Source organism: Pseudomonas rhizoryzae, from assembly GCF_005250615.1.
Taxonomy (GTDB): domain Bacteria; phylum Pseudomonadota; class Gammaproteobacteria; order Pseudomonadales; family Pseudomonadaceae; genus Chryseomonas; species Chryseomonas rhizoryzae.
The window spans coordinates 186,864-212,379 of sequence record NZ_SULM01000007.1 but is presented as its reverse complement, the minus strand read 5'-3'; the positions used below and the strand labels follow the sequence as shown (position 1 = coordinate 212,379).

The 25,516-nt window shown below is 63.7% G+C and carries 18 protein-coding genes; 1 reads left to right on the top strand and 17 read right to left on the bottom strand.

Features of this window, described 5'->3' with window-relative positions; translation table 11 throughout:
- Position 1: 1 nt before the first annotated feature.
- The 17 genes from pelF to FAZ11_RS13235 form a co-directional block, all read right to left on the bottom strand.
- Positions 2–1,525 carry a GT4 family glycosyltransferase PelF gene (gene pelF, locus FAZ11_RS13315; protein WP_058760376.1) on the bottom strand — a complete coding sequence of 508 codons (1,524 nt, stop codon included), beginning with the start codon at positions 1,523–1,525 and terminating at the stop codon, positions 2–4.
- Complete coding sequence (locus FAZ11_RS13310) at positions 1,522–2,511, bottom strand: tetratricopeptide repeat protein (RefSeq protein WP_058772300.1); 990 nt, start codon at positions 2,509–2,511, stop codon at positions 1,522–1,524. The genes pelF and FAZ11_RS13310 overlap by 4 nt, the downstream gene beginning before the upstream one ends.
- Positions 2,489–3,862: a PelD GGDEF domain-containing protein gene (locus FAZ11_RS13305; protein ID WP_058772299.1), complete on the bottom strand. Its 1,374-nt coding sequence runs from the start codon at positions 3,860–3,862 to the stop codon at positions 2,489–2,491. Before FAZ11_RS13305 ends, FAZ11_RS13310 begins: the two co-directional genes overlap by 23 nt.
- The gene (locus FAZ11_RS13300; RefSeq protein WP_058772298.1) at positions 3,862–4,377 is read right to left on the bottom strand and encodes a hypothetical protein; all 516 of its coding nucleotides are present in this window, start codon (positions 4,375–4,377) and stop codon (positions 3,862–3,864) included. The genes FAZ11_RS13305 and FAZ11_RS13300 overlap by 1 nt, the downstream gene beginning before the upstream one ends.
- 22 nt (positions 4,378–4,399) lie before the next feature.
- On the bottom strand, positions 4,400–7,996 hold the full coding sequence (locus FAZ11_RS13295) for a tetratricopeptide repeat protein (RefSeq protein WP_137279288.1): 3,597 nt from the start codon (positions 7,994–7,996) through the stop codon (positions 4,400–4,402).
- The gene (locus FAZ11_RS13290) at positions 7,977–10,700 is read right to left on the bottom strand and encodes a bifunctional glycoside hydrolase/polysaccharide deacetylase family protein (RefSeq protein WP_058772296.1); all 2,724 of its coding nucleotides are present in this window, start codon (positions 10,698–10,700) and stop codon (positions 7,977–7,979) included. The genes FAZ11_RS13295 and FAZ11_RS13290 overlap by 20 nt, the downstream gene beginning before the upstream one ends.
- 363 nt (positions 10,701–11,063) lie before the next feature.
- Positions 11,064–12,176 carry a polysaccharide biosynthesis/export family protein gene (locus FAZ11_RS13285; RefSeq protein WP_058760370.1) on the bottom strand — a complete coding sequence of 371 codons (1,113 nt, stop codon included), beginning with the start codon at positions 12,174–12,176 and terminating at the stop codon, positions 11,064–11,066.
- Positions 12,177–12,462: 286 nt separating this feature from the next.
- Positions 12,463–13,497, bottom strand: coding sequence for a glycoside hydrolase family 5 protein (locus FAZ11_RS13280; protein ID WP_058772295.1), 1,035 nt, complete (start codon positions 13,495–13,497; stop codon positions 12,463–12,465).
- Positions 13,498–13,525: 28 nt separating this feature from the next.
- The gene (locus FAZ11_RS13275) at positions 13,526–14,791 is read right to left on the bottom strand and encodes a flippase (RefSeq protein ID WP_240043586.1); all 1,266 of its coding nucleotides are present in this window, start codon (positions 14,789–14,791) and stop codon (positions 13,526–13,528) included.
- Positions 14,792–14,861: 70 nt separating this feature from the next.
- Positions 14,862–16,139 carry a hypothetical protein gene (locus FAZ11_RS13270; protein ID WP_058760367.1) on the bottom strand — a complete coding sequence of 426 codons (1,278 nt, stop codon included), beginning with the start codon at positions 16,137–16,139 and terminating at the stop codon, positions 14,862–14,864.
- 84 nt (positions 16,140–16,223) lie between these two features.
- Positions 16,224–16,964, bottom strand: coding sequence for a WecB/TagA/CpsF family glycosyltransferase (locus FAZ11_RS13265; RefSeq protein WP_058760366.1), 741 nt, complete (start codon positions 16,962–16,964; stop codon positions 16,224–16,226).
- A complete protein-coding gene (locus FAZ11_RS13260) occupies positions 16,957–17,832 on the bottom strand; it encodes a glycosyltransferase family 2 protein (RefSeq protein WP_058766029.1) in 876 nt (291 codons plus the stop codon). Before FAZ11_RS13260 ends, FAZ11_RS13265 begins: the two co-directional genes overlap by 8 nt.
- A gap of 204 nt (positions 17,833–18,036) precedes the next feature.
- Entirely contained in the window at positions 18,037–20,253 is a 2,217-nt protein-coding gene (locus tag FAZ11_RS13255; RefSeq protein WP_058760364.1) for a polysaccharide biosynthesis tyrosine autokinase, read from the bottom strand.
- A 15-nt stretch (positions 20,254–20,268) separates the two neighbouring features.
- Positions 20,269–20,706, bottom strand: a complete 438-nt coding sequence (locus tag FAZ11_RS13250) for a low molecular weight protein-tyrosine-phosphatase (RefSeq protein WP_074529110.1) — start codon at positions 20,704–20,706, stop codon at positions 20,269–20,271.
- A 157-nt stretch (positions 20,707–20,863) separates the two neighbouring features.
- Positions 20,864–22,273, bottom strand: a complete 1,410-nt coding sequence (locus tag FAZ11_RS13245; RefSeq protein WP_058760362.1) for an undecaprenyl-phosphate glucose phosphotransferase — start codon at positions 22,271–22,273, stop codon at positions 20,864–20,866.
- 467 nt (positions 22,274–22,740) lie between these two features.
- A complete protein-coding gene (locus tag FAZ11_RS13240) occupies positions 22,741–22,953 on the bottom strand; it encodes a hypothetical protein (RefSeq protein WP_058760361.1) in 213 nt (70 codons plus the stop codon).
- 136 nt (positions 22,954–23,089) lie between these two features.
- Positions 23,090–24,298 carry a methyltransferase gene (locus FAZ11_RS13235; RefSeq protein ID WP_058772293.1) on the bottom strand — a complete coding sequence of 403 codons (1,209 nt, stop codon included), beginning with the start codon at positions 24,296–24,298 and terminating at the stop codon, positions 23,090–23,092.
- A 354-nt stretch (positions 24,299–24,652) separates the two neighbouring features.
- Between FAZ11_RS13235 and FAZ11_RS13230 the strand changes: the two genes are divergently transcribed.
- Entirely contained in the window at positions 24,653–25,516 is an 864-nt protein-coding gene (locus tag FAZ11_RS13230) for an isocitrate lyase/PEP mutase family protein (RefSeq protein ID WP_058760359.1), read from the top strand.

Genomic DNA, 25,516 nt, shown 5'->3' with positions numbered 1-25,516 from the left:
GTCAGACGACCCTCCCGATGGCGTCTTGGTAGAGCTCGCGATAGCGTTCCAGCATCAGCGGCTCGGTGTAGTAGCGATTGACCCGGGCGAGGCCAGTGCGCTGCGCGGCCTGCCAGCGGCCAGGGTTGCGCAGCAGGGCGAGGATGGCGCGGGCGGTGGCCTGGGGATCGGCGATGGCGACCACGCTGCCGCCGGTGCCCAGGGCGCGATCCTCGGGCGTGGAGCCCTCGATGAGTTCGCGGCAGGAGCCCACGTCGCTGCTCACCACCGGCACCCCGGCGGCCCAGCCTTCGAGGATCACCAGTGGCTGGGCCTCGCTGATGGAGGTCAGCACCATCAGCCCGAGCTGGGGCAGGATGTCGCCGATCTTCTGGAAACCGAGGAATTTCACCTTGCCGTCCAGGCCCAGGCTGGTGACCAGGCTGTGGCATTCGGCGGCGTATTCCTCGTCTTCGTCCTCGGGGCCGACCACCCAGGCCTCGGCCTCGGGCATGGCGCTGATCACCCCGCGCATGGCGCGGATGAAGGTCTTGACGTCCTTGATCGGCACTACCCGGCCGAGCAGCCCGACCACCGGCGGCACGCCCTCGGGGCGCCGCTCCAGGGCGTCTTGCCACTGGGTGAGGCTGATGCCGTTGGGGATCACCCGGCAGCGCGCGGGATCGGCGCCGTCCTGGATCTGCCGGCGGCGGTTGCCGTCGTAGAGCGAGATGATCGGGTTGGCGGCCTTGTAGGTGAGCAGGCCGATGCGCTCGAAGAAGCGGATCCACAGCCGGCGGATGTAGCTGACGTCCACGTCCAGGCCGGTGCGCAGGGCCTCGTCCGGCCCTTCCGCGATCCACTTGGCCTGGGCCAGGTCGATCTTGCGTTCCTTGGTGTAGATGCCGTGCTCGCTGAGCAGGAAATTGCAGCCCCAGCGCCGTTGCAGGACGGCGCCGAGCATGCCGGCATAGCCGGTGGAGATGGAGTGGATCATCCGCGGCCTGGGCAGGCGGCGCGCGGCTTCGGCCAGCATCAGCAAGGGCGCCTGCATGGCGCGCAGGGTCCAGAGGTAGTCGACGAAGGAGGGATCGGTGCAATAGCGCTCGTAGCCTTCGGTGATGGCCTCCCAGCTGGCGCGGCTGTACATGAAGTCGTCCAGGGTCACGCTGCCCTGGGCGAAGGCATCCACCAGGGCGTCGCCCTGGGCGGCACTGGGTTCGTCGGGGTGGTGCAGGAAGGCGTGCAGGTCGCGCAGCAACTGCACCGGCGCCTGCCGTCGCGGGCTGATGGGCGCGCTCTTGGGCACCCAGGAGCCGGCGAGGAAGTGTTCCTCGATATGCACCACGTTGGGCGGGATGGCGTAGTGGCGCTTCTCGTAGTTCTCGCGCTGACCGCCGATGAAGAACACCGAGAAGGTCAGCTCGGGCAGGCCGAGGATCAGCTGGTTGACCCAGCTCGATACCCCGCCGCGCACATAGGGCCAGGTGCCCTCCAGCAGCAGGCAGACATCGGGCGTGACGGTCGCGGCAGGGGTGTCTTTCATAACCAGTACTTCACCAGGGCGGCGAACGGCGGCCGCCTCTTCAGATCCGCCGGCAGGCTGTCGAGCAGCGCCGGGATGATCGTGTAATCGCGGCGCAGGAAGGCGATCTCGGCGCGGAAGGGCGCCAACTGGGCCGGTGGCACGCCGGCCGCCTCGGCCGCCTGGAAGAACTCCAGGGCCCGTTCGGGCTCGCCCTGTTCCAGGGCGATGCGGCCGGCCAGGATGCGCAGCTCGTCATTCTCTTCGCCGGCCAGGGCCAGCTCGATGTGCTCGCGGGCCTGACCGAGTACGTGGCGCAGCACGCTGCCCTGGGCCAGGCCCAGGTAGGCCAGTTCCCAGTAGCCGCGGGCCAGGGTGCCGTGCAGCGCCGGCTGGCGGTCGGCCGGGGTACTGGCCAGCTCGCCGAGTTGGGTCTCGATACGCTGGTTGATCTGGCTTTCCTGCTGGTCGAGCATCGAATAGGCGAGCAGGCGCACGTCGTCGGCCGGATCGCGCAGGGCCAGCTTGAGGATGGGGATGGCGTCGCGCCCCGGCATGCGGCGGGTAGCGAACAGCGCGGTCAGGCGCTTGTCGGTGCTGGGCGCGTGGCGCAAGACGTCCTGCAGGCCGCCATCGCTGAACAGCATCTCTTCGCGGCGCTCCAGCGGGCGGAACGGCAGGTTGGGTACGCTGCGCGCCTCCCAGGCGACCTCGCGTCTCTTGCGTGGCAGGTAGAGCGCCGGAAAGACCGCGGCGATCACTCCGGCCGCCCCTACCAGGGGAATGAAGAAGGCCAGGGCGAAGAGAAACAGCGGACTCCAGGGCAAGGGGCGCTGATAGCGGCGCGGCAGCAGCAACCAGACGCCACCAGCCAGCAGGGCGCTGCCGGCGGCATGGGTGGTGGCGAAAGCCAGCGCCGCCACGGCGATCGGCAAATTGGCGAACAGCAGCGCCCAACTGCTGGTGATGAAGGCGAAGGCGCCGCTAAACAGCCACTTGCTGGTCATGCAGGCCACACTCGTTGAACAGGAAGACGCGCAATTCCTGGGCGCGGGTCTTGGGCAGCAACTCGTGCTCGTGGCTGCGCACGCCCAGGCTCTCCAGGGTGCTGTCCTGGCCATGGCGCTCGGCCAGCAGCTGACGCAGGCGGCGGCGATAGCCTTCCAGGCCATCGGACGAAGTCAGCGGCAAGAGCACCAGCAGACAGGCATGACCGGCCTGATTGGTCAGGCGCAGTTGCAGGTCGAGACCGCGACGGCTGCCCTCCAGCAGCGCCAGGGCGCGTTCGGCACCCGCGGCCTCGGTCATCTCGAAGCAGAACAGGCAGGCGGGCAGGGCATGCTGCTGGGCATCGCGCAGCGAGCGCTTGAGGTGCTGGGAGAACTGCTGGGCGTCGTCGTCGGCCAGGGTCAGGGCCTGGGGGTCGCTGCCCAGCAGGTCGGCGATGTGGCCGGCGAGGATGGTCAGCAGGTTGAGGGTGCGCTCGTTGAAGGAGAAGAACGGCATCTGCTCGATGGCCAGCACCGCCAGCAGGCGCTCCTCGGTGTCCAGCAGGGGTACGCAGGCCTGCAGCGCCGAATGCTGGGTCTCGCCGCGTTCCAGCAGGGCCTGGCGGATGCTCAGGGTCTCGCCGCGCTCCAGGGTCAGGCGTACCAGCAGGTCGTCGGGATCGATGCCGGGCATCTCGCCTTGGCTAGCCAGGGCGCGGCGATCCACCTTGCCATCCGCCAGCACCCGGTACAGGCCCGCCACCCGCAGTGAGCCGTATTGGGTCAGCAAGCCGACGATGGGCTCAGCCAGGGCTTGCAGGGCATCCTGCTCGCGGGGCACTTCGCGCAGTTGCCGGCGCAGATCCAGCAGCGAACTGCGCAGGCTCAGGTCATTGCCGGCGACGCGCTGCTCCAGGCGGTCGTGGGAGATCCGCAGCAGGTGATGCGCACGGGTGAATTCGTCCAGGCGCAGCTGGCGGTAGTCGTTGGCCAGGTCCAGGCGCTCCAGGCGGCGGTCCCAGAGATCGCGGAATTCACCTACCAGCATGGCGCTGAGCAGCACGCCGACGATGAAGGACGGCGGCATGTCCGCATAGGCCGGATAGCCCTGACGATGCAGATAGAGCAGCGTCGCCACCAGCAGGCTGGCGCTCACCAGCCCACGCAGGAAGCCATAGCGCACCCCCATGAGGATGGGCGCGAACACCACCCAGGGAAAGGCCAGGCCCACCATCAGGGGGTCTTCCGGCACCAGCCAGAAACCCAGGCCCAGGGCCGCCGCCGTGACCAGCAGGGTCTCCAGCCAGGACAGGCGGCTGCTGGCGCGGGGCGCCAGGGTGAAGTCCTTGTGGACGGATTGCAGGGCCATCAGTTCAGCCGCAGCTCGTCGAAGGTGCCGCGCAGGACCTTCTGCGCGGTGGCCGCCAGGCTCTCGCGCGACCAGCCGGAGCGCGCTCCGCTATTGCTCCACAGCACCTTACCGCTGGCTGGATCCAGCACCTGCAGGGTCACGCCCACCGCCGGCTCGCCGTCCAGGCCATTCTTGTATTGCCATTCGTCCACGCTGCCGGTCAGCACGTATTGCAGATTTTGCTGACGCGCCCAGTCCAGGGCCGCGCGCTGGCGGGCTTTTTCGTCGTCGCCGGGATTGCCGGCCTGGCTGTCGTCATAGACCTGGGGGTGTATGCCGCGCTCGCCGAGCACGCTGGCCAGGATCTGCGCCGCGCGATCGCCGGCCATGGGCGCCTGGGCATAGTTGGCCAGGGGCACCAGACCCCAGCGGGCATCCTTGGGCAGGGTCTCGCCGCTGGGGCGGGTAAAGCTCGAACAGCCGACCAGGAGCAGGGTGGCGACACTGGCGGCGAGCAAACGCGTGATATTCATGAACTCTCTCCCTTGAAACGACCTAGCGACCGATTCTGTTGCTGTATTGAATGCCCAGGGTGCTGCCGGCCTGACCGCCGCTGCCCTGGGGGGCGGACTGGTAGCCGGCGGTGAACGCCAGTTCGTCGTCGCCGAGCACTGCCATGCCCAGGCCGACATTCAAACCGTAGTTGAATTCGCGTTCGGTCCACTGCCAGCCGACCAGGGTGTCCACCAGCCAGGTGTACTGGGGATGGGTGCGGTTGAGCGAACCGGGAACGCCGCGCCGCCAGCTGCTGCCGACATAGAGCTGGCCATAGCGATCCTGCAGCAGTTGGGTCCCGCGCAGCGCTTCCAGGTCCGCCGCGGTGATCTCGCCGTTCTCGCCGCTGCCGACCAGCGGCTGCAGGTAGCGGGTCACGCTGTCGGGCAGGTTGCTGCGGGCCTTGTTCTGCTGGTAGGTCACGCCGCTGCGCACCTGCCAGGTAGGGCCTTCGAAGAAGAGCAGGTGGCTGAGCTCCAGGTTGAAGGCGAAGCCACTGCCCAGGGCATCGCCATCGCGACTTGAATAGCGGTTGTGCGCTGCCTTCCAGCTCAGTTGGTCACGCGGGGTCAGGTTGTGACGACCCGCCAGACTGACGCTGTCGCGGCGACCGAGGGCGCGCAGATAGCCGCTTTCGTCCGGCTGTCGGTGCCATTCCAGGGCCGCCTCGATCTCGGTATTGCTGTCCAGCCGCCAGGTACGGGCCACGCCCAGGCCGACACGCTGGCTATCGCTGCGCTGGCTGGCATCCACGGTGGTCTCCAGACCGCCGTCGGCCAGGTTCTTGAGCACCTTGAGCAGCATCTGGTGTTCGTTGCCCAGGGCATCGGATTGCAGGCCGTTGCTCGTCACCCGGTCCTGCTTGAGCTGGACATCGGCATAGACGTCATCGGTGAGACGGCGGGCCGCGCGGACTTCCGTGCCCTGCTCGACCAGGCCGCCGTAGTCACGGCGTTCCCAGCCGGCCTGTACCCCGTTGGGCGTGCGTTCGGCCTGCTCGGTGGCCTGGCGCAGCAACTGTCGCTGGATGACCTCCGGTGGCTCGTCGCCGGCTGCCGTCAGGGCCGCCGCCTGGGCGTCGCCGGCATGGCCGAGACGCTGCAGCACCTCGACGCGCTGCGCCGGGTCCAGGTCGCCCGCCGCCAGCAGCTTCTCCAGCTCGCCACGATTCTGCCGGCGCAGCACTTCCTGCAATTGCTCGTACTGACGAATCTTCAGGCCGCGACTCTTGGCCCAGGCCAGCCACTCGCCCTTGAGGCCGTCATCGTTGTTCTGGCTGAGGGCCTCCAGCCACTGGTCGAACCAGAGTTGCAGCATGCTCGGCGAGCCATCCTGCCAGGCGCGGGCCTGGGCCAGGGCCGCCTGGGGCCCGCGCAGGCTGCTGAGCAGGCGCAGGTAGGTGGCGTAACGCTCGGGGGTGGCCGCGACCTCGTCGCCAGCCAGATGCGGGGTTACCGCCTTACGCAGGCGCAGGGCCGCATCCTGGTGCCCGGCGGCGTCCAGGGCATCGGCATAGGCGGCCTGCACCAGCCAGTCCTGGGGATGGGCCTCGAGATAGCGGCGATACCAGGTGAGGGCTTCCTCGGCTTGACCCAGCAGCACCAGGCCACTACCGAAGGGCAGCCAGAGTACGTCGCTGTCACGGGCGCGGCCTTTCCAGTCGCGCAACAGAGTAGCCAGCTCGACCTGGCGATTCTGGTCGATGAGCAGCCACAGCAGGCGTTCGCGGAATCTGTCGTCGTCCGGGAAGCGCTCCAGGGCCTGCCGATAGCCGGCTTCGGCCTGACTGATGCGGCCGCGCTGGAAGTCGAGGCCCGCGCGCGCCAGCCAGACCGCGGGATTGTCGGCGGAAGCGGGCACGCGGGCGGCGCTGGCCAGCAGCCGCTCCAGGGCCGCGCTGTCCTTGAGTTGCTCGGCCCATTGCAGGGCCTGGGTCAGGCGATTCTGGTCCTTGCTTTTCTCCCAGCTCTTTTCCAGCAGGGCGAGTGCCTTCTGCGGCGCGGTCCGCTGATAGAGTTCCAGCAGCCGTTCCTCGTCGGTTCTGGTCAGCCCCTTGCTGCTCGCCGCCAGGCGTTCGAGCGCCTGCTGGGCCTCGGTATCGCGCTCCAGCTCCCAGGCCAGATCCGCTCGCAGCCGCCAGTAGTCGTCGCCTTGCCGCTGTTTGGCGGGCATGCGTTCGAGCAGTGCCCAGGCCTCCTCCGGCTTGAAGATCTGCAGCAGGGTCTGGGCCCAGGTCAGGTATTCCTCGGTGCTCAAGGAAAAATTCTTGCTGAACACGGCCCAAAACTCGGCCGAAGCCTCGCCTTGTTCAGTGCGGCTCAGCAGGTGTTGCAGGCGTTCCCAGGCCAGGCGCTGCTTCGGCTGGCGTTTGATATAGCCGCGTAGCCAGCGCTCTTCCGCCACGGGATCGCCAAGGGATTCATAGGCGAAGATCAGCGAGTCCAGCTCGGTTTTATCCAATTGGCGAGCCTGGGAGGTGCCGCCCAGCAGTTCCACTACCGCGTCGAAGCGAAAGGCGCGGGCGGCCAGTTTCCAGGCGTGGTCGCGCCGGGCGGGATCGTCTTGGCGGGCGAGCAGGCGCAGCCAGAGGTCGAGCGCCTCGTCCACATGGCCGCTCCATTCGCCCAATTGCGCCATTTGCGCCAGCAGTTCGTCATCGTCCGGTCGCAGGGCCAGCAACTGCTGACCATCCGTCCAGGCGGTCTGCGTATCTCCGTTCGCCAGGGCCAGGCGGAAGGCGGCCTCTAGAGGGGCGGGATTGTCCGGTTCCCATTGCCGCCAGCGCTCGATGAGCCGCTGCGCCAAATCCATGCGCCCACTACCCTGGGCCGCGGCGACGCCGGCCTTCAGCCAGGCCAGACCTGCGGGGTCGGGCTGCAGCCTGGGCAACTCCTGCTCCACCAAGGCCGCGGCTTCGGCTCCCTGACCCGCCGCCAGCCAGGCATCGAACGCCTGATGCCGATAGGCCTGGCGCTGCGCGTCGGTCGTGGCGAGTTCGGCCAGGCGCATGAAGAGACGTGCCGCCTCCTGCTGCTGGCCGCTGGCGAGACTCCAGCGTGCCGCCTGTTGCAGCCATTGCTGTTGGCGAGGGGTATCGCGCCGGGCCAGTTCGACGTAATAGCGCGCTGCTATACCCGGGGCGGCCAGTTGCAGGGCACGTTCGGCCACCCGTTGCAACCGAGGAACGCTCAGGGTCTGCATGTCCAGCGCGTCCAGCCGTCGCGCCAGATGGTCGCGATCAGCGTCGGCCAGGCCTTGCGGACGCGCCTCCGCCTGCAGGATGTCCAGCTCCAGCGCATAGAAAGGCGTCGATGCCAGGGGCTGCGGCAGTAGCTCGAGTTGGTGCCGTGCTTCATCGAGTCGGCCCAGGGCGATCAGCTGATCGATCAGCTTCATGCGCAGCTCGGTGTCCTCCGGCGTCGCCTTGAGCAGCACCTGGGCATAGCTGATGGACACCTGGTCCGCCGGTTCTTCGCCGGGCATGAACACGTTCTTGCCATGAAAGGTCAGCACCATCACCAGCGCAGCGATGAGCGTGACCCACAGCAGGGTCCAGCCACTCAGGAGGCGGGTTTTCTTAGCCGCAGACGATCTCACCGTCACTCACTCGTGTTAGCGGAAGTTTGAACGTCCAGAGTCCCGCCTGTCCCGCTTGGCCCTTGTAGCGGTCGCGACCGACCCGGACCTCGCAAGCCGAGGCCGCCCGCACGGTCATCTCCAGCGGGAACTGACCGGCGAAAGCGAAGCGGATCCGCGTCGGTGACAGGTATTCCCAGCGTTGCAGCGGGATGTTGGCCTCTTCGAGGGCTGGTGAGCCGTCGCGGCTGTCGCGCAGGACCAGCCGCACATGATCGTCGGCGAGATGCACATAGCGGCCCTGCGGCAGGTCGCGTACACCGGCGATGCCCTGGGAGCGCTGCAGGTCGGGCCAGCCCAGGCGCGGATCCAGGCGCAGGGTCCGCAGGCCGTCGAGCGCCTTGATCGACCAACTGCCGTCGTCAGCTCGGGCGAGACTGGCGGTATAGAAACCATGCAGCCGCTTGAGGTAGTCGCTCATCCACAACGACAGCGGCCGCTCGGCGGCCATGCTGCGGTAGATCTCGTCCATCACCTTCAGCGAGGCCTGCTTGGTGGCGGAATAGAAGTGATAGTAGAGATTCAGACCGCGCAGCCGCCGGGGGTTTTCGGTGCGGTCGAAGGTGTAGATCAGGTCGCGGAAACCGTAATAGGGGCCGCGCCAGAGATTGGTGTAGACGTTCTCGTTGATGATGGGCGCGTAGTACTGCAGCCCACCGGGCGTGGGGCGAATGAAGGGGTAGAGACCGCTCACCGAAGGCTGCGAACGGGTGATGTGCGAGTTGCCGCCATTCACGTTCAGCAGGTTGTTGTCATAGGCGAGCTTGAGCGTGGCGGCGTCCGGCTGGGCATCACCGGACCAGAAGATCAGCTTCACCGGTTTCTGCGCAGTGGTCAGCCGTTCGTTGATGTAGCGCGTCGAGCCCACCACCTCCCGGGTGTAGTCCACCTTGTCGTAGCCGGGGATCTGCATCATGTAGCCGTATTGGGCTTCGAAGTTCTCGCTCTGCTCGGAGACCGCCGGCTGCCAGAAGAAGGGATGGCTGAAGGTGTGGGTCGCCACCTCCACCTTGGGGTCGGCGAACAGCCGGCGGGCGATGGGTTCGAGTTGCGCGGTCAGCTCCGGATAGCGGCCCTTGGGCCCGACCTCGCCTTCGATGATCGAGACCGAGGTCAGGAAGGGATTGGGCTGGATGAAGTGTTCCAGCACCATCTGGCCGGCGTAGGGGGCGCCGGGCACCTCGGCCTTGGAGACGAAGGCGTCGCCATCGATATGCACCGTGGCGATGCGGCGGCCATTTTCGGTCGTCGGATCGGGTACGGGTAGGGGCGGCAGGCGTAACGTCTTGGCGGTGAAGGCGAAGGGCTCGACGATCCAGCGACTGGCTTCGGGACCGTCCTCCATCAGGTAGGGGCTGAAGGCGAAGCCGCCCCAACTGGCCACCCCGACGGGGGTATAGCTCTCGCTTGGGCCGGCGAGGGACACCACCGGCGTCGGACCGCCTGGCAGGACCTGCACGCCGGGCAGGCCGCGGGTGCGTAGCTTGGCCGGCGCCTCGAAGCTGCCCGCCAGGGCCGGATCGAGCACCTTGAGCGTCAGATTGTCCGGCAGTGGTTTGCGGCTGATACCAAGACCCAGGCGCTTGAGCAGGGCGTCGTTATCCAGTGGCAGGCCACCCAGGATCAGCAGCGGCGTTTTTTCGTCCAGGCGTTGGCCGAGCCAGTCATTGAAACTGCGGGCGTTGGGCGGCGGTCCGCTGGTCATCCAGACCACCACACCGGCATAGAGCGCACTGGGCCAGGCCTCGGGCAAGGGCTTGGCGGCATCGAAGTAGTCCAGGCGATAGCCCTGGTATTCGAGCACGCTACCCAGGAAGCGATGCACCGCCGATTGCCGCAGGGCGCCTTCACGACCGTCGTAGAGCAGCGCCAGCCGCCGCGGCTGCAACTCCACCGAGCTGATGCCCAGGGTATTGAGGTCGGGGGTGGTGATGTAGGGGACGTAGCCTTCTTCGCGCAGCCGCTTGACCAATCGCTTGGCTTCTTCGCGTCGCGCCGGCGGCAGGTACTCGATGGCGATCACCGGGATACCGGCGCTGCGGGCGGCCTCGATGCGGGGTTTGAGCCACTCCCGATCCTGCTCGCTGACGGGGCGGTAGCTCTTCTTGCCGGCATCCCAGCCGGCATAGATCGACTCGACCGCCATGGCCGCCGCGACCCCTGGCAGCTCCGGTTGCACTTCGAAGCCGCGGTTGAAGAACAGCTTGAGTGACGGCTGGCTGCGATGCAGTTCGGCGAGCAGGCTCTTCAGCGCCAGGCGCTGGGTTTCCTGCTGGTCTTTGGCCACCAGTTGAAAGCTGTCCAGGGTGTCCAGGAACAAACCGGTGTAGCCGGCCTTGGCCAGCTCCGCGGCGCGCTCGAGCAGGTGCCGGCGCCAGACTGGCGAGGCCAGGTCCATGACCTGGCTGCCCCAGGCCTTGTTGGCGACGGGGCTGGCCGCAGCACTGAGGCCAGCCTGCTTCAGCGCCGCGGCATCGCCGGCGAACTCGCCGATGGAGAGATAGGCGAAGGGTTCGGCCCCGGCCTGGCGCAGACTGTGGACATCGGCGGCGCTGGCATGGCCAGGTTCGAGGACCACCCAGTCGAACTGGGAAAGTTCGGGGATCGGCGGTTTTTCCGCATACCAGAAGGCCACGCTGGCAGGCGCGGCCAAGGCCGTTCCCATCAAGGAAAAATAGCCAACTAGCCAGACAGTCAGCTTGCGCCACCAGCCTGAGGTGGAGATTGCTCTTGTTGCCTTACCTGACGCCACACCCAGTCCTTAACGCGTGTCTGACTCCCTCAACAGGTTAGCTAGGTTACGCAAGAACGTGATGAAAAACTGACAGTTCCAAGCCGAGCGGCAGTAATAACAAGACCAATAGTTATTGGGCTAAGAGCTTTTTTTAAGCGAAGCCGTCTAGCTAGCTGCTTTCAGTCCTTGCAGGGCGCGGTCTGGTGAGGCGGGAGAATTAGGCGGGATGAGCAAAAAGTAAGAGTAATTGCCGTCATGCGCGGTCGTCACCGGCATGACGGCGAGGCAGTGCCGTTACTTGAAGCTGCTGTTCAGGTTGGCGCTGGTGGAGAGGATGTTGGTCGAGCCCAGCAGCTGGCTGACGAAGCGGTTCCAGCGGGTGATACCGGCCGGGCCGACGAAGACCACGTCTTGCGGCTGCAGATGGAAGTTCTGCGCCAGCACATAGGCGGTGGGGTTCTTGGCGGCCAGGTGGAAGACCTGGGCGGTGGCACCCGGGGCCTTCAGATCTTCCGGACCGCGGATGACGTAGACGGCATCGGCGTTGGCGGTTTCCTGCTGGATGCCACCGGCCTGGCTCAGGGCTTCCATCAGGTTCAGGTTGGTGATCTTGTAGCTGACCGCTGCCGGGGCACGGACTTCACCGACCACATAGACCTTGCGCGCATCGTTGTAGGGCAGGTGGATGCTGTCGCCGTCCTTCAGGTAGATGCCGTACAGCTTGGAATCCTTGCGGTTCAGGCTGTCGGTATCCAGGCGGTATTCCTTGCCGTCACGGACCAGGGTCACGCCGGTCAGGTCGGCACCGCCGGTGTTGGCCACGCCGACCTGGCCCAGGGCTTCCACCAGGGTGATGGGCTTGGTGGTCAGCGGGATGGCGTCGCCCTTGTTCACGGCGCCGGAAATAGTGACCTTCTGGCTACCGAACTTGAGCACGCTCACGTCGACCTGGGGATTGTCGATGAAGGTGGCCAGGCGGCGGGAGATGTCGGAGCGAATCTCTTCGAGGGTCTTGCCGGCGGCCTTGACGGTGCCTACGTAGGGGTAGAACAGGGTGCCGTCCGGGCGCACCAGACGACCGTTGGCTTCCAGTTGCTGCTGGGCGCCGGAGGGGGCGGTCAGCTCGGGGTGATCCCAGACGGTGATGTAGAGCAGGTCGCTCGCACCGACGCGGTAAGCCTGCGGCTTGTAGTCCAGCAGGGGCTTGAGGTCGGGAGCCTTGGACAGGGCGGCGGAGTCCTGGCTCATCAGCAGCGAGCTGGTGATGGGGATCAGCTGGACCTTGGTGCCCTGGATGCTCGGATCGTTCTTGAGATCGTCCTGGTCCAGGTACTGACCGGGGGAATAGGCACAACCCTGCAGGACGATGCCAGACAGCAAAGCCAGAGCGGTAAATTTGGTTTTCATGTCATTCGTCCTTGATTGCTGATGGAGTGAGAGCGAGAGGGGTAAAACGCAAGGCAGATGCGACGAGCCGGTTGTTCATGGTGTTCCTTCGCAAGACGTGGCGGCCCTTGGTAGCGGACCGGGTTCCATGCGGCGAGCATGTCTTGTGTACGGGTGAACTCGAAGCCTCCCTCGGGAGGTTGTACGAGCACTGAAGTCTGCTGGTCTGAGACTGGCCCTTAGCCATCGAGTTCAGGACGTCCACGCCGCAAAAAGGTGATGCCGTTCGAAATCTGTCGTAATTCCACTAACGAGGTCCGATGACTTCGCAGTCAGCTTTCTTCAGGTGTTTTTCCAGCAAGGCGATCTGGGGTTTTTCCAGGCCACCCTTGGGTTCGAGGGACAGGGGGTAATCACCCCAGCCCGGGCCTGCCGACCAATAGGCGCTCGGCACGCACTGCTCGCCCAGGTAGCTGAGCAGATTGTCCATGGCTTCCAGCCACTGCGGCTGTGCAGGTATCCCATATTCGCCAATGAAACCGCGCAAATTGTGCTGCTTCAGCCAGTCGATGAAGGGGCGCGTGCGTTCCACGCCGATCATGGGGTGGGCGCCCCTCAGGCCGGTCGCGTAGTTGCCGGTGGAATCCGCATCGAAGTAGATGTGCGCCTCGTAGATCAGGTTGTCCGCCGGATCCTTGATCAGCAGATTGCCGTTCACCTGCGGCCAGCGGTGGGCGCTGGCCCAGCTGTCGCCTTCGATGAAGATCGGGGTCTGCATGTCGACGGTGCGGATGCTGTCCACCGCCGTCTGCGCGGCCTTGGGCCAGAGGCCCTGGGTATCATGGGGCTCGTTCATGATGTCGTAGCCGTACAGCGCCGGATGGTCCTTGAACGTCGTCGCCAGGCGCTTCCAGGCATCGGCGTAGCGGGTATAGGGCACCTGGTAGGAGCCGATCAGCTGGCCGCGATAGCGCGCGTAGTTATGCATGTCCAGGATCACGCGCATCCCGTACTGGTCGGCGAAGTCGAGGGTGCGTTTGAGCAGGGCGACCTGCGCCTGGTCCAGCTCGCCGCCGAGTTGCGGTTGCACGCGTTCCCAGAGGAAGGGGAAGCGGATGAACCGGATACCCTTGGCGCTGTAGCGGCGGAAATAATCCTCGGTGGGATAGAAGTAGTTGGTGCCTTCCACGCCCGGCAGCACCTGGCCGGCGAAACCGGCAGCGGACATGTTGATGCCGATGAGGTCCACCTTGGCGGCCGCCGGCGCTGCCTGGACATTTCCATAAAGCGCCGCGGAAAGTAATGCGGTAGCCAGCAGGCTACGACCGATACGACGTTTCACTCGGGACACGGACAGCACCTCTATCTGTTCAAGGGCTCTGGTAAACGGGGGTTGGCAGCGGCGGCGTGCGCCGGGCGAAGTACTCCAAGGCCAGGTAGTCCACGGTCACCCGGATCGTCCAGGCGATGGCGGCGCCCAGGATGGAGAAGTGCTGGATGCAGACCACCAGCAGGCCCAGGTAGGGCAGCAGTTCGGCCAGGTGGATCATCGCCGTGGTACGCGAATGGCCGCGGGCCTGGATCTTGGCGAAGGGAATCTGCGCCAGGGCGTTGAAGATGAAGCCGACGACCAGGATGCGCAGGATCTGCGCCGCCTCACCGCCGTATTCGGGACCCATCCACACGGTCATGATCCAGGGCGCGAGGATAAGGATCGGCAACACCATCGCCAGGCTGATGAGCAGCAGGCCCCAGAAGGCCTTGTTGGCCTGGCGGGCAGCGTCTTCGCCGCTCTTGCTCAGCAGCGGGAAGACCACCCGGGCCACGGCATTGGGGATGATCAGCATCCGCGACACGGCTTCGGCGGGGGCGGTATAGAAGGACACCCGTCCGGCACCGACCATGTGCGACAGCACGAAGCGGTCGAAATACACCATCAGCGGACTGATGATGTTGCTCACCGTCATCCAGCTGCCGAATTTCAGCAGCTCCTTGAACACCAGGACCTTGAAGGTCCGGATGCCCTCGGGGAAGTCCTTGTACAGCGGCCAGTAGGCCAGCGCCATCGACACGACCCGGGCCACTACCAGGCCGATCACCGTGGCGGAGAAGCTGGGCTCGATCAGCACCGCGATCAGCGGCGCGATGGCGAGCAGGCTGTTGGAGCAGGTTCGCAGGACGTTGAATTCACCGAAGCGCTCGTTGCCTTCCAGGTAGGCGAACCATACCGTCGCCAGCAGGAAGGGCGGCACGCACAGGCTCAGCCAGCGAAAGCCGGCCACGGCGTTGTCGAAATGCTCGGGTGAGACGTGCAGCAGGCTCACCACCTTGCCCGCGCCGAACCAGAGCAGCAGGGTGGCCAGCAGGCTCAGGCCGATCACGGCGCCGGTGGCCGTGCCCATGACCAGGCGATTGAGTGCCTTGTCGCCATGGTTCATGGCGACGGCACGGATCACCGCGCGCGACAGGCCGGCATCGAACAGCGTCGCGTAACCGACGATGGCGAAGGCCAGGGTGAAGAGGCCGAACTGCTCGATGCCGAGCAGCCGCGACAGCACACCCATGGTGGGTAGCGCGATGGCACTGGGGATGACGACACCCAGGATGTTCCAGGTGCTGTTTTTGATCATCGACATCTTTAGGGTGAAAACTCCGTAGGGCCACCCAGCGATCATCGCGGGGATGATCGCCGGGCCGCGCGAGGGATCAGGCCGGGCGCGGCAGCGGGCTGCTCGAACGCGGGTAAGGTCTGCTGACGTAGGTTTCCTGGGCGGGCGCAGCGCGATAGTCATGCAGGGCGCGCAGGGCTTGGATGACCATCAGGTAGCAGATGGTGGCCTGGATGTATTCGAAGAAGCCGGCCAGCGGCCAGATCACCAGTTGCGCCAGCACCGCCGTGACCACGAAGCCGGTATCGGGATGCAGCATCTTCGCCCAGCGGTAGTAGAGGAACAGCGAGACCGGGATGATGATGAAGGCCAGGAAGCCGAAGCGGAACAGGGTGCCGAACACGCCCACGTCGGAGAGGAAGAAGTACTCGCCGAAATAGGGGATGAAGCCGTTGTTCCACATCAGCGACAGCGAGCCGCTGGGCAGCCAGTGATTCTGGCTGAGGTGGGAGAAGATGTAGCCGAGGGTCTGCTCGCGCACTCCGTCGGTGGGGCCGTCCTGCACCGATTGGGCGTAGAAGTCCAGATTCAGTCCCAGCACCTTCATCAGGTCGGGGAAGATGAAGAATGGCGACACCAACAGCCCGGCCACGCAGATCCAGACGATCGACTTGCTCTTCAGGCAGAACACGGTGAAGCACAGCGCCAGCACGATCAGCTGGCGGGTCTGGGTACCGAACACCAGGGTCAGCAGGAAGAACATGGCCAGCACGATATGGATGGTCTTGCTGCGCGCCGAGCCATCGATCGGCGAGATGCCCTTGTTCCAGGTCTGGATGCAGTAGAAGTAGGCCAGGCACAGCGCCGGCGCACCGATGGACGAACGGTCCGGGCGGTCGAAGGAGGACTGCTTGTCGCGCAGGTCGGGCAGTACGCCGAACTTGAACATCCAGGCCATGACCGCCGCCAGCAGGGCGGTGATCAGCAGCGCCTTCTCGAACTGGGAGGCGCTCATGTTGCGCCCCAGGAACATCAGGGTGGCGAAGCCGAAGCTGAACAGGATCCGGCGTTCCTCGATCAGGCCGTAGATCAGCGGCTGACCGTAGAAGAGGAAGGAAAAGATCGCCGGCAGCCCGATGAACACGACCGATGAATAGACGGCGTAGGTCATCAGGATCTTGAATTCGCGCTGCTGGGTGCCAATGCTGGTCAGCAGGTAGAAAAAGGTGAAGGCCATGCAGATGGCCAGGTACAGCTCGTTCAGATAGAGGATGCCGACCGGGTTGTGCGGGCTTTCGCCGAACACGTCCAGGTGCAGGATCAACAACGGGATCAACAGAACGAAGGAAACGGTACTTTTACGGAGAATGCTCATAGACCTACCCATCCAGACGGGATCACCGGGCCAGGCGCCCGGTGGTCATCTTCCTTGTTGCCCAAGGCGTTGCGCGGCAACGCCTCAGGTACGGCGACTGCTGCGTTCCTTGAGGTAGATGGGCAGGATGCTCAGGGCATCGTGCACGTAACGCTTGGCCAGGCGCTTGGGTTCCGAACACATCCGGTGCAACCACTCCAGCTTGGCCTTCTGCATCCAGCGCGGAGCGCGCTTGACCGTGCCGACGGCGAACAGGATGGAGGCGCCGATGCACAGACCGACGCCGGTGCGCTGGCTGCTGTCGATCTGCCGCGCCAGCTTTTCCTGTCGCGGAGCACCCACGGCGTAGAGGATGAACTCGGAAGGGTTCTGCATCACGAAGTCCACGCATTTCTGCGTTTCCAGCGGATCGTTGATGAAGCCCATCGGCGGGTTGTAGTGCGCCAGCTGCATGTGCGGATACATCCGCCGCAGCTTGCCCACGTCATTCTCGCTGGAGCCGATCAGGACGACGGACAGGCGCTCGTCGTTGGCCTTGCGCAGGACACTCAGGGTGAGATCGCTGCCGGTGATGACCTCGGGCACGGCGACGCCCAGCGACTTGAGGATGGGCAGCAGGATCCGGCTATCGCAGATGCGCTTGCCCGCGCGCTGGTAGGACTCGCGCATGTCGGCGTTGCTCTGCAACTGCACCACATGGTCGATGTTCGGCGTGACGATGTAGCTGTACGGCCGATGGATGTCCTGGTCGAGCGCATTCAACAACTCGGCCTTGGTACCGGTGAAGAAGTCGATGCCGAAGGCTTGGGTGCGTAGGTTAGACATGCATCGTCGCTCCCTTGAAGGCTCCCTTGACGCCGGACCAGGCCAGCTTTGGATTCTTGAATTCCTTGAGCACGGTGATACCCGACAGCAGCACCGCGGACACCAGGGCATAAGGGGTCCCATGGAATTTGCGGTTGAAGCGGGTCGCCGCACGGTTGCGGAAGTAGTGATAGAAGGCGCTGCGACCACCCGAACTCATGGAGCCGTAGTGGTAGAGGTGGCTCTGACGGGACACCTTGAGTGCCACGCCCTTGCGCTTGGCCTGGTGTTGCCAGTCCACCTCTTCCGAGTACATGAAGTAGGCCTCGTCCATGAAGCCGATGTCGGTGAGCAGGCTGGCGCAGAACGCCATGCTGCAGCCCATGATGTAGTCCGGCTCGCGTTCCAGCTTGGCGATGTCGGCGACGTCGATGTCCTTGCCGAGCAGCTTGGACTTGCCCAGCAGCGGATAGAGGATGCCGCCGCCATAGCACTCCAGCCGACCGGTCTGGGAGCTCAGGATCACCGAGCCGACGATGGTCTTGGGCGCGCGCTGCAGCTCGGCCAGCAACGGGGCGAAGGCATCGTCCTTGACGTAGGCATCGTTGTTCACGACCCAGAAATGCTGCACCGGCAGGTTGTCCAGCGCCCAGCGCATGCCGTAGTTGTTGCCGCCGGCATAGCCATCGTTACGCGGACTGGCGAGGACGGTGACCTGGCGCAGGCCGTTGTCAGCCTGCCAGCGCTGCAGGACCTCGCTGGAGCCGTCTTGGGAGTCGTTGTCCACCACCACCGCATGATCGATGGAAGGGCAGTGCTTGAGGATGCTCTCCACGCAACTGATGGTTTCGTTGGGAGCCTTGTAGTTGAGCACCATGACTACGTTCATTGGCATGTTCCTATTCTTCAGAATCATCAATCCGGTACAGCGTCGAGATCCAAGGCTGCCAAGCGTGGCCGGGCTCTAGGTCGAGCCCTTCGAAATCGCTGTGTGAGGTAGTTTCTTGTCGTTCGATACGTCTGTACGAATACTGCCGCGATCCCTGAAGGGACGGGTTGGACGGCCCGCCGGCCGCCCAACCAGGATGTTTCCTCAGCTCTTGCTACCCTGCTCGTAGGAGTAGTGGTAGTTGCCGTAGGAGCCGTAGTTGCTGGCCTTGCGTTCCACGGCGTTGAAGATCACGCCCTTGAGCGGAATGCCGTTGAGATCGAAGCGGCGCTTGGTCGCTTCCAGCTCCTTGACACTGTTCACGCCAAAGCGGGCGACGATCAGGCTGGTACCGGCATGGCTGCCGATGATGCCGGCCTCGGTCACCGCCAGGATCGGCGGGGTATCGATGATCACGATGTCGTACAGCTCGCTGAACTTCTTCAGCACGGTGGTGAATCTCAGGCTCATGAGCAGTTCCGACGGATTCGGCGGGAACTGACCGCAGGAGACGAAATCCAGGCTGCCGACTTCGGTCTTCTTGATGGCGTCGTTCAGCGCGATGCGACCGCTCAGCAGGTCGGACAGACCATCCTGCTGCTTGGTGTTCATCAGCTTGTGCAGGTAGCCCTTGCGCATGTCGCCGTCGATCAGCAGCACGCGCTGGCCGGATTCGGCGATCACCGCCGCCAGGTTCGAGGACACGAAGGACTTACCGACGCCCGGGCTCGGACCGGAGATCATCAGGATGTTGTTCTTCGCCTCGATCATCGCGAAGTGCAGACTGGTACGCAGGCTGCGCAGCGCTTCGGTGCTCAGGTCGGTGGGATGGGTGAGAGCGGTCAGCGAGGACTCGCCCGGCTTCTTGGTGCCCAGCCCCTTGGCGGCATCCGCCTGGTTCTTGCTGAAGGGGATCGAGGCATAGACCGGCAGACCGATCTGCTCGATGGCCTCAGGGGTTTCGACGCCGCGACGCAGGGTATGGCGGGTATAGACGATGGCCAGGCCGACGATGCCGCCCAGGATGATGGCGACGGCGATGATCAGCGGCTTGTTGGGGGCGGACGGGTCATCGACGTTGGCGTTGGCGTTGTCGATGATGCGCACGCTACCCACGGTACCGGCGCGAATGACTTCCAGCTCCTGCGCCTTGTTCAGCATCAGCGCATAGGTCTGGCTGGTCACTTCGATGTCGCGGTTCAGGCGCAGCAGTTCCTGTTGGGTTTCCGGCAGGACTTCGACGCGCTTCTGCAGCTTGGCGCGTTCAGCCTGCAGCTGGCCCAGCTGGCTCATCAGCGCCTGGTAGGCCGGGTGCTGACGGGTGAACTTGCGATCCATCTCGGTACGCTTGAGGTTCAGCTCGGAGATCTGGTTGTCCAGGGCCACGGACTGTTCCAGCACGCCCTTGGTCTCGCTGTCGATATCGACCGACTTCTTGTTGGTCTGATAGTAGTTCAGCGCGGACTGGGCCTTTTCCAGATCGGATTTCACCACCGGGATCTGCGCGCGCAGGAATTCCAGGCTCTGGGTGGATTCGGCGGCGTTGCGGTCGATGTTCTGCTGAACATAGATGTCCGCCACTTCCTGCACGATGGCCTGGGCACGCAGCGGATCGGAATCCTGGATGCCGATGCCGATGATGCCCGACATCTTGCCGCGCTCACCGGCCACCAGACGACCCTGGTATTCCTGGATGGTCTTGGAGAAGCGCTGCTTCATGATGGTGAATTCGGTACCCGGGCGAGCCTGCAGGGTCGATACCTGGATCTGGTACCCGGCGTTGCTCACCGGCTGGCCGAGGCTGCCGTGCAGCACCACTTCGTCATCGTTGTTGAAGACGGTGAAGTTCTGGTTGTCCTCGACCTTCAGCTTCATTGGCTTGTCGAGGTTGCTGTCAGGCACTTCCAGCTGGTCGATGACCAGCTTCTCGCCACCCCAGGCAAAGCTGTTCAGGCCCAGCAGGGGAGAGGCGACGTCGGTGTCGTTCTGCGGCTGGAAGCGACGGGCGACGAAGTTGCCGAAGATCGGGAAGTAGCGCGGCTTGACGACGATATCCAGCTTGAGGTTTTCGATCGCCTTGCCGATCACCGAGCGCGACTTGAGCAGCTCGATCTCGGTCACCGCTTCGGGCATGGGCGGCGGCATGCCAGAGGTCTGGTCGGTCAGGCGGGTCACGCCCTTCTTTTCCATTTCGATCTGGATCATGGCGTTCGACGAATACATCGGTGTCGCCAGGACGGCATAGCCGATACCGAGCGCAGCGAAAATACCGATTACCGACAGCAGTTGCCATTTGTAATCGATGAGCATGCCGAAGAGTGCGGAGAAGTTGATGTCCGACTCGTTCTTAAGTTCGGGAGTAAAGCGAGGCATCGTGGTCATGAAATTCCTTCTTCCCTATTTGATGTATGGAAGCCAACTGTTTACACAGCGCGTCAAAAGTATGTGTACATTTTGGAACATCTCTTTAGAAAGGCGATAAGGGTCTGGTACTTCTTGATTGCTCAACCATTTCCCGATCAGAAAAACCTTACCCCTGACTTCAGGAGCAATACTTTCGACGGAGCGTGAGTGAAACTCTTCCATGGTCAAAATCAAATCTGCCTTGCGCAGCATCTCTGCATCCGCTTGGCGAGCTTTGTGGGTAGTGAAATCAATGCCGTTCTCGCGCAATACCTCCTGAGCGGTCTTCTCGATGCCATGGCCGACGAGCGCACGGATGCCGGCGGAGCCGACCTCGACGTCACGACCTTCCAGTGCCTTGGCCAGTAGTGCTTCCGCGACTGGGCTGCGGCATATGTTCCCTTCGCATACAACCAATATCGACTTGATCATTCTTCAAAACCTTCCTGTTGCCCGGACAACAGGTATTGACGGCAGATGTTCAAGCAATACCTGGTCCTCAGGATCGCTTCCTGCCGGTGTCATTAAATTCAGGAGTCTCGGCTCCAGATCGTCGTCCTGAGGGAGGGGCAGTTAAACCCCGTCGATCTCAGTATGCGTTCTTATTGATGAAGCCTTTGAACAGCGTAAGGAAGATGATCTTGACGTCCCACCAGAAAGACCAGTGGTGGATATAGTCCAGATCGAACTCGACCCGCTTCTGCATCTTGTCCAGCGTATCGGTCTCGCCGCGCCAGCCATTTACCTGAGCCCAGCCGGTAATGCCGGGTTTCATCTTGTGGCGGAGCATGTAGCCCTGCACCAGCTTGCGGTATTGCTCGTTGTGAGCGACGGCGTGGGGGCGGGGACCGACGATGGACATCTCGCCGCGGAGTACATTAATGAATTGAGGCAATTCATCGAGAGAAGTACGTCGTAAAAACGCACCGAACGGGGTGATCCGGGAGTCATTCTTGGTCGCCTGCGTGACCTTGGCCCCGTTTTCCATGACCTTCATGCTGCGGAATTTCCACACCTCGATCGGCTTGCCGTCCATGCCATAGCGCTTCTGCTTGAAGAAGATCGGGCCAGGCGAGGTGATCTTGATGCCGATGGCGATGGCCAGCATGGGCAGGGAAATCATGGCCAGGATGATGGTGGCCAGCACGATGTCCTCGATGCGCTTGACGATATGGCTGGCGCCATCCATCGGGGTATCGAAGATGCTGATGCTGGGCAGGCCATCCAGGCTTTCGCTGCGGGCGTGCAGCAGGTGGAACATGAAGATGTCCGGGATGATGTAGACGGAGGCGGTGGTATCGCTCAACTCCTGCACCAACCAGTTGATCTTGTTCTGATCGGCCATGCCCAGGGTGATGTACACCTTGTCGACCCGACCGGAGCGGACGTCCTGCATCAGGCGATCGAGATCGCCGTTCAGGGCGGGGCTGGGCACGCCTTCTTCGCCGGTGTCCTGGTTATCGCTGTAGAAGCCGGCGATATGCAGGCCCATCCAGGGCGCCTTGCTGATGGTGTGCGCCAGGCGCTGGGCCACCATGCCGTTACCGGCGATGGCCACGTTGCGGGTATTGATGCCGGCTTTGCGCAGCGAATGCATGAGCGAACGCAGCAGGACGCGATAGCCGCACAGGGTGCCCAGGGTGAGGCCGAGCCAGGTCTGCATCACGCCGGGCGAGAGATAGGATTGGTCGAAGAAGAAGTAGTCGACCATGAACACCGTGGCGAACGTCAGCACCCAATAGGTCGCGATCTTGAGCAGTTCATCGGTCACTCGCTCGCCACGCCAGGAGCCATAGACGTGGTTCAGTTCTGTGAGGAAATGAAAGATCAGCAAGGACAGGAAGATGATGACCCAATGCTCGGGGCGCATACCATGTTCGGACGCCCAGGTACCGGCCACGTAGGCGCTCAGGGTGATTACGGCCAAGTCGAGCAAGCGGTGCGCGAGCGATATTGCCGAGGAGTTCGTATGCAAAATGCCGCGTTCTTTCAAATTCATGGTTCCATCCTTGTGCCTATACCGATGCACGAACTTTCAACTGGGCAAGCTGCTACCAGCGTTTGAATGTTCACTATGGCGCTTGGGGTGACGGTTGGCCGCCGATTGCCAAGTGCCATGATGGCTGTAGCGTCGTTAGGACTCGGCACCGATTGAGAGGTTCACACGGTAGAGAAGGCGGGAAAGTGCTGTCGAGCCAGCCCAAATCAGGGCAAATAGCACGCCAGACGAACTGCGGGAGGGGAGAAGCGGGCGAGAAGAGCAGACTGCGTCACACTGCGAGCGGACGAGAGGCACACTTCTGCGGCGTTTTGACGGGACGAACGGCAAATCCGGGCAGCGCGAGCACTCGAAACGTTCCGTCGGGTCCTAAAATAGGATGCGGAATCTGTGGAGTGCATCACCAAACAATGAGACAGCTCAGAGGCTTAGCGTCTTAGAGGCCAGTCCTTGGCCTGCAGAGCGACTCAATGACGCTGATGGGACTGGAAGCTGAAACGGGGATCGACAGGGAGGGTGGAGATCTTGGAATGCCAGGCCGAGTTTCTCGAGTTGTCATGCGAGAACAGCAAGAAAGACCAGCTGACGAGGAGGGAGGCAACCGCAAGCCAGGGCAACTGAGCTTGGGCGAAGGCGAGGCAACCGGCGACGCCGGTCCAAACGGGCAGGTAGTAGCGCATTTTTGTTATTCCTGCTTATTGCGAGATTGCAACCTAACTATTGTGCAGACTTTGTGAGAAGTCCATCACCAAAAGCCATTTTTTTCGTCTCGCGGGCCAAATTCCGACAAACGCGCAGCCTAGAGCGGCTGTTCTGTCATGTCCGGGTGGGTTTTTCGGCCAGCAACATTAGATTTCGTGGTGTCAGGTCAGTTGCGCAAAAGGTCCCCAAACGTACGGCATAACCGTGCTGTTGCAGGAATAGCGCCTGGTCCAGCACCAACCAGAGTTCCAGCGGACGCCGGAACAGGCCCCTTACCAGTTCCAGGTTACGAACCTGTGCCAGGCGCCGGAAGCCTTGCGCTTCCCAGTGGGGCCAGTCGACGTCTCGCGGCAGTGTGAGGCCCTTGAGGCGAGCCAGTTCTTGCCCGAAGGCCGCGAAGGGTTGCCGCAGCCACTGCACCGGCAGCGGTGGGGTGTTGAGGTAGGCATCGCGCTGGGTCACCTCGCGCTGCAACAGGTCGAAGCCCAGCCGCCGGGCCATGGACAGGTCCCGATCACGGCGGACGCGCTGGCCGCCGGTGACGGTTTCGCACAGGGCCAGGCGCAGGTCCTCGCGCTCCAGCTGCAGGGGCGATTCCCGGGCGATGTCGGACAGGGGGCCATACCGGGGCGCGGCGATGCGGTCGTAGCAGCAGGGTACCAGTGCGAGTTGCCGGCATTCCCGCTCGGCCGTCACCTGCAGCAACTGCCGGTGTAGATCGCCACAGGCATGCAGGGCGACTGGAGTATCGTGGGTATCGAGCTGCACGGTCGACAGGGGCTCGAGTACATCCGCCTGCTGGTGACTCACCGGGGCGCGGACTTTCTGGCTGAGTTGCGCGCCAGCGCTGACGAGGGCGTCATCCACTTCCAGGCAGAGGGCGGGCGTGTCGGGTTGCGCCAAGCGCCGGGCCAGGTGGCCCTTGCCCGCGCACCAGTCGACCCAGCGCTGCACGGGTCGCTGGAAATTCAGTTTGCTGCCAAAGGCCTCGATCTGCTGCCATTTCCGCCCGGGAACGGCGACATCCTGTCGCTCCCGCGGCGGAGGCATGACGATCTCCGCGAGTTCAGCGACCTGGGTCAAGGCCCAGGCGGCTTGCGCTAGAGAAGCAAAGGGTTCGGGCGCGGCGAGGGTGTGGGGCGCCGTGTGCACCGCTTCGGCATCCGCCAGGCTGCGGGCGCGTAACCAGGCGGCCAGCTCCGGATAGGTCGCCTCCCATGGCAGTTGCAGTTCGACGAAGGGTCTTGGGCGCCACAGGTCCTGATGCTCGGTAAGAAAGAGATCCAGGGCGCGGAAACGATCTATGAAGGCGTCGGCTTGCATGATGACGGTGGCAGTGGCGAGGGAGCGGTGAAGCGGAATTTGTCCTCCTATTGTCGCTGGACCCGGGCATCCGTGGATATCGAAATTTCCCCAGCGACCGGTGCCCTGTGCCAGGGCTTGAATGGCCCGGTGCTTGCCTGTTGATCGACACCCAGGCGAGTGGCTGGCAAGGCGCAAACGAATCCGCCAGCTTCAGGCAAAGGTAATATCAAGCCGGTAGCCTGGGGCCGATCTTTCCGTCGATCGAGAGTCGGATGGGTGAATCGATTTATCTTAAAGCCGGACATCCGGTCGTGTGACCTCTACTTGTCGCGCTAACATTGCCGGTCCGGTATATCCCTGAAGGAAAATTTCATGAAGCCAACCTCCCCGCACAAGCTGCGTCTAGCATTCAGAGCCCTGCTGAAATCGGAAAGCTGCTATCACACGGCCTCCGTGTTCGATCCCATGTCGGCCCGTATCGCCAACGACCTGGGCTTCGAGATGGGTATCCTGGGCGGGTCGGTGGCCTCCTTGCAGGTGCTGGCGGCGCCGGATTTCGCCTTGATCACCCTGAGTGAATTCGTCGAGCAGGCCACCCGCATCGGTCGGGTCGCGCGGCTGCCGATCATCGCCGATGCCGACCATGGCTACGGCAATGCCCTCAACGTGATGCGCACCATCACCGAGCTGGAGCGCGCGGGCGTGGCGGCGCTGACCATCGAGGACACCGTGTTGCCCGCGGGCTACGGGCGCAAGTCCACCGACCTGGTGAGCGTCGAGGAGGGCATCGGCAAGATCAAGGGTGCGCTGGAAGCCCGTATCGACGAGGCCCTGAGCATCTTCGCCCGGACCAACGCCACCGAGCTGAGCACCGAGGATGTCATCGCGCGGGCCAAGGCCTACGAGGCGGCGGGCGCGGATGGCATTTGCATGGTCGGTATCCGGGACTTCGACCATCTGGAAGAAATCACCCAGCACCTGAACGTGCCGGTGATGCTGGTGACCTACGGCAATCCTCAGTTGCGGGACAACGCCCGTCTGGCGAACGCCGGGGTACGGGTGGTGGTGAACGGCCATGCCGCCTACTTCGCCGCGATCAAGGCCACCTACGATTGCCTGCGCGAGCAAAGACACATCAACGCCTCCGACCTGTCCGCTTCCGAGTTGTCCACCAAGTACTCGACCTTGCAGGAATATCGCGCCTGGGCGCGGGACTTCATGGATGTGAAGGAGTAG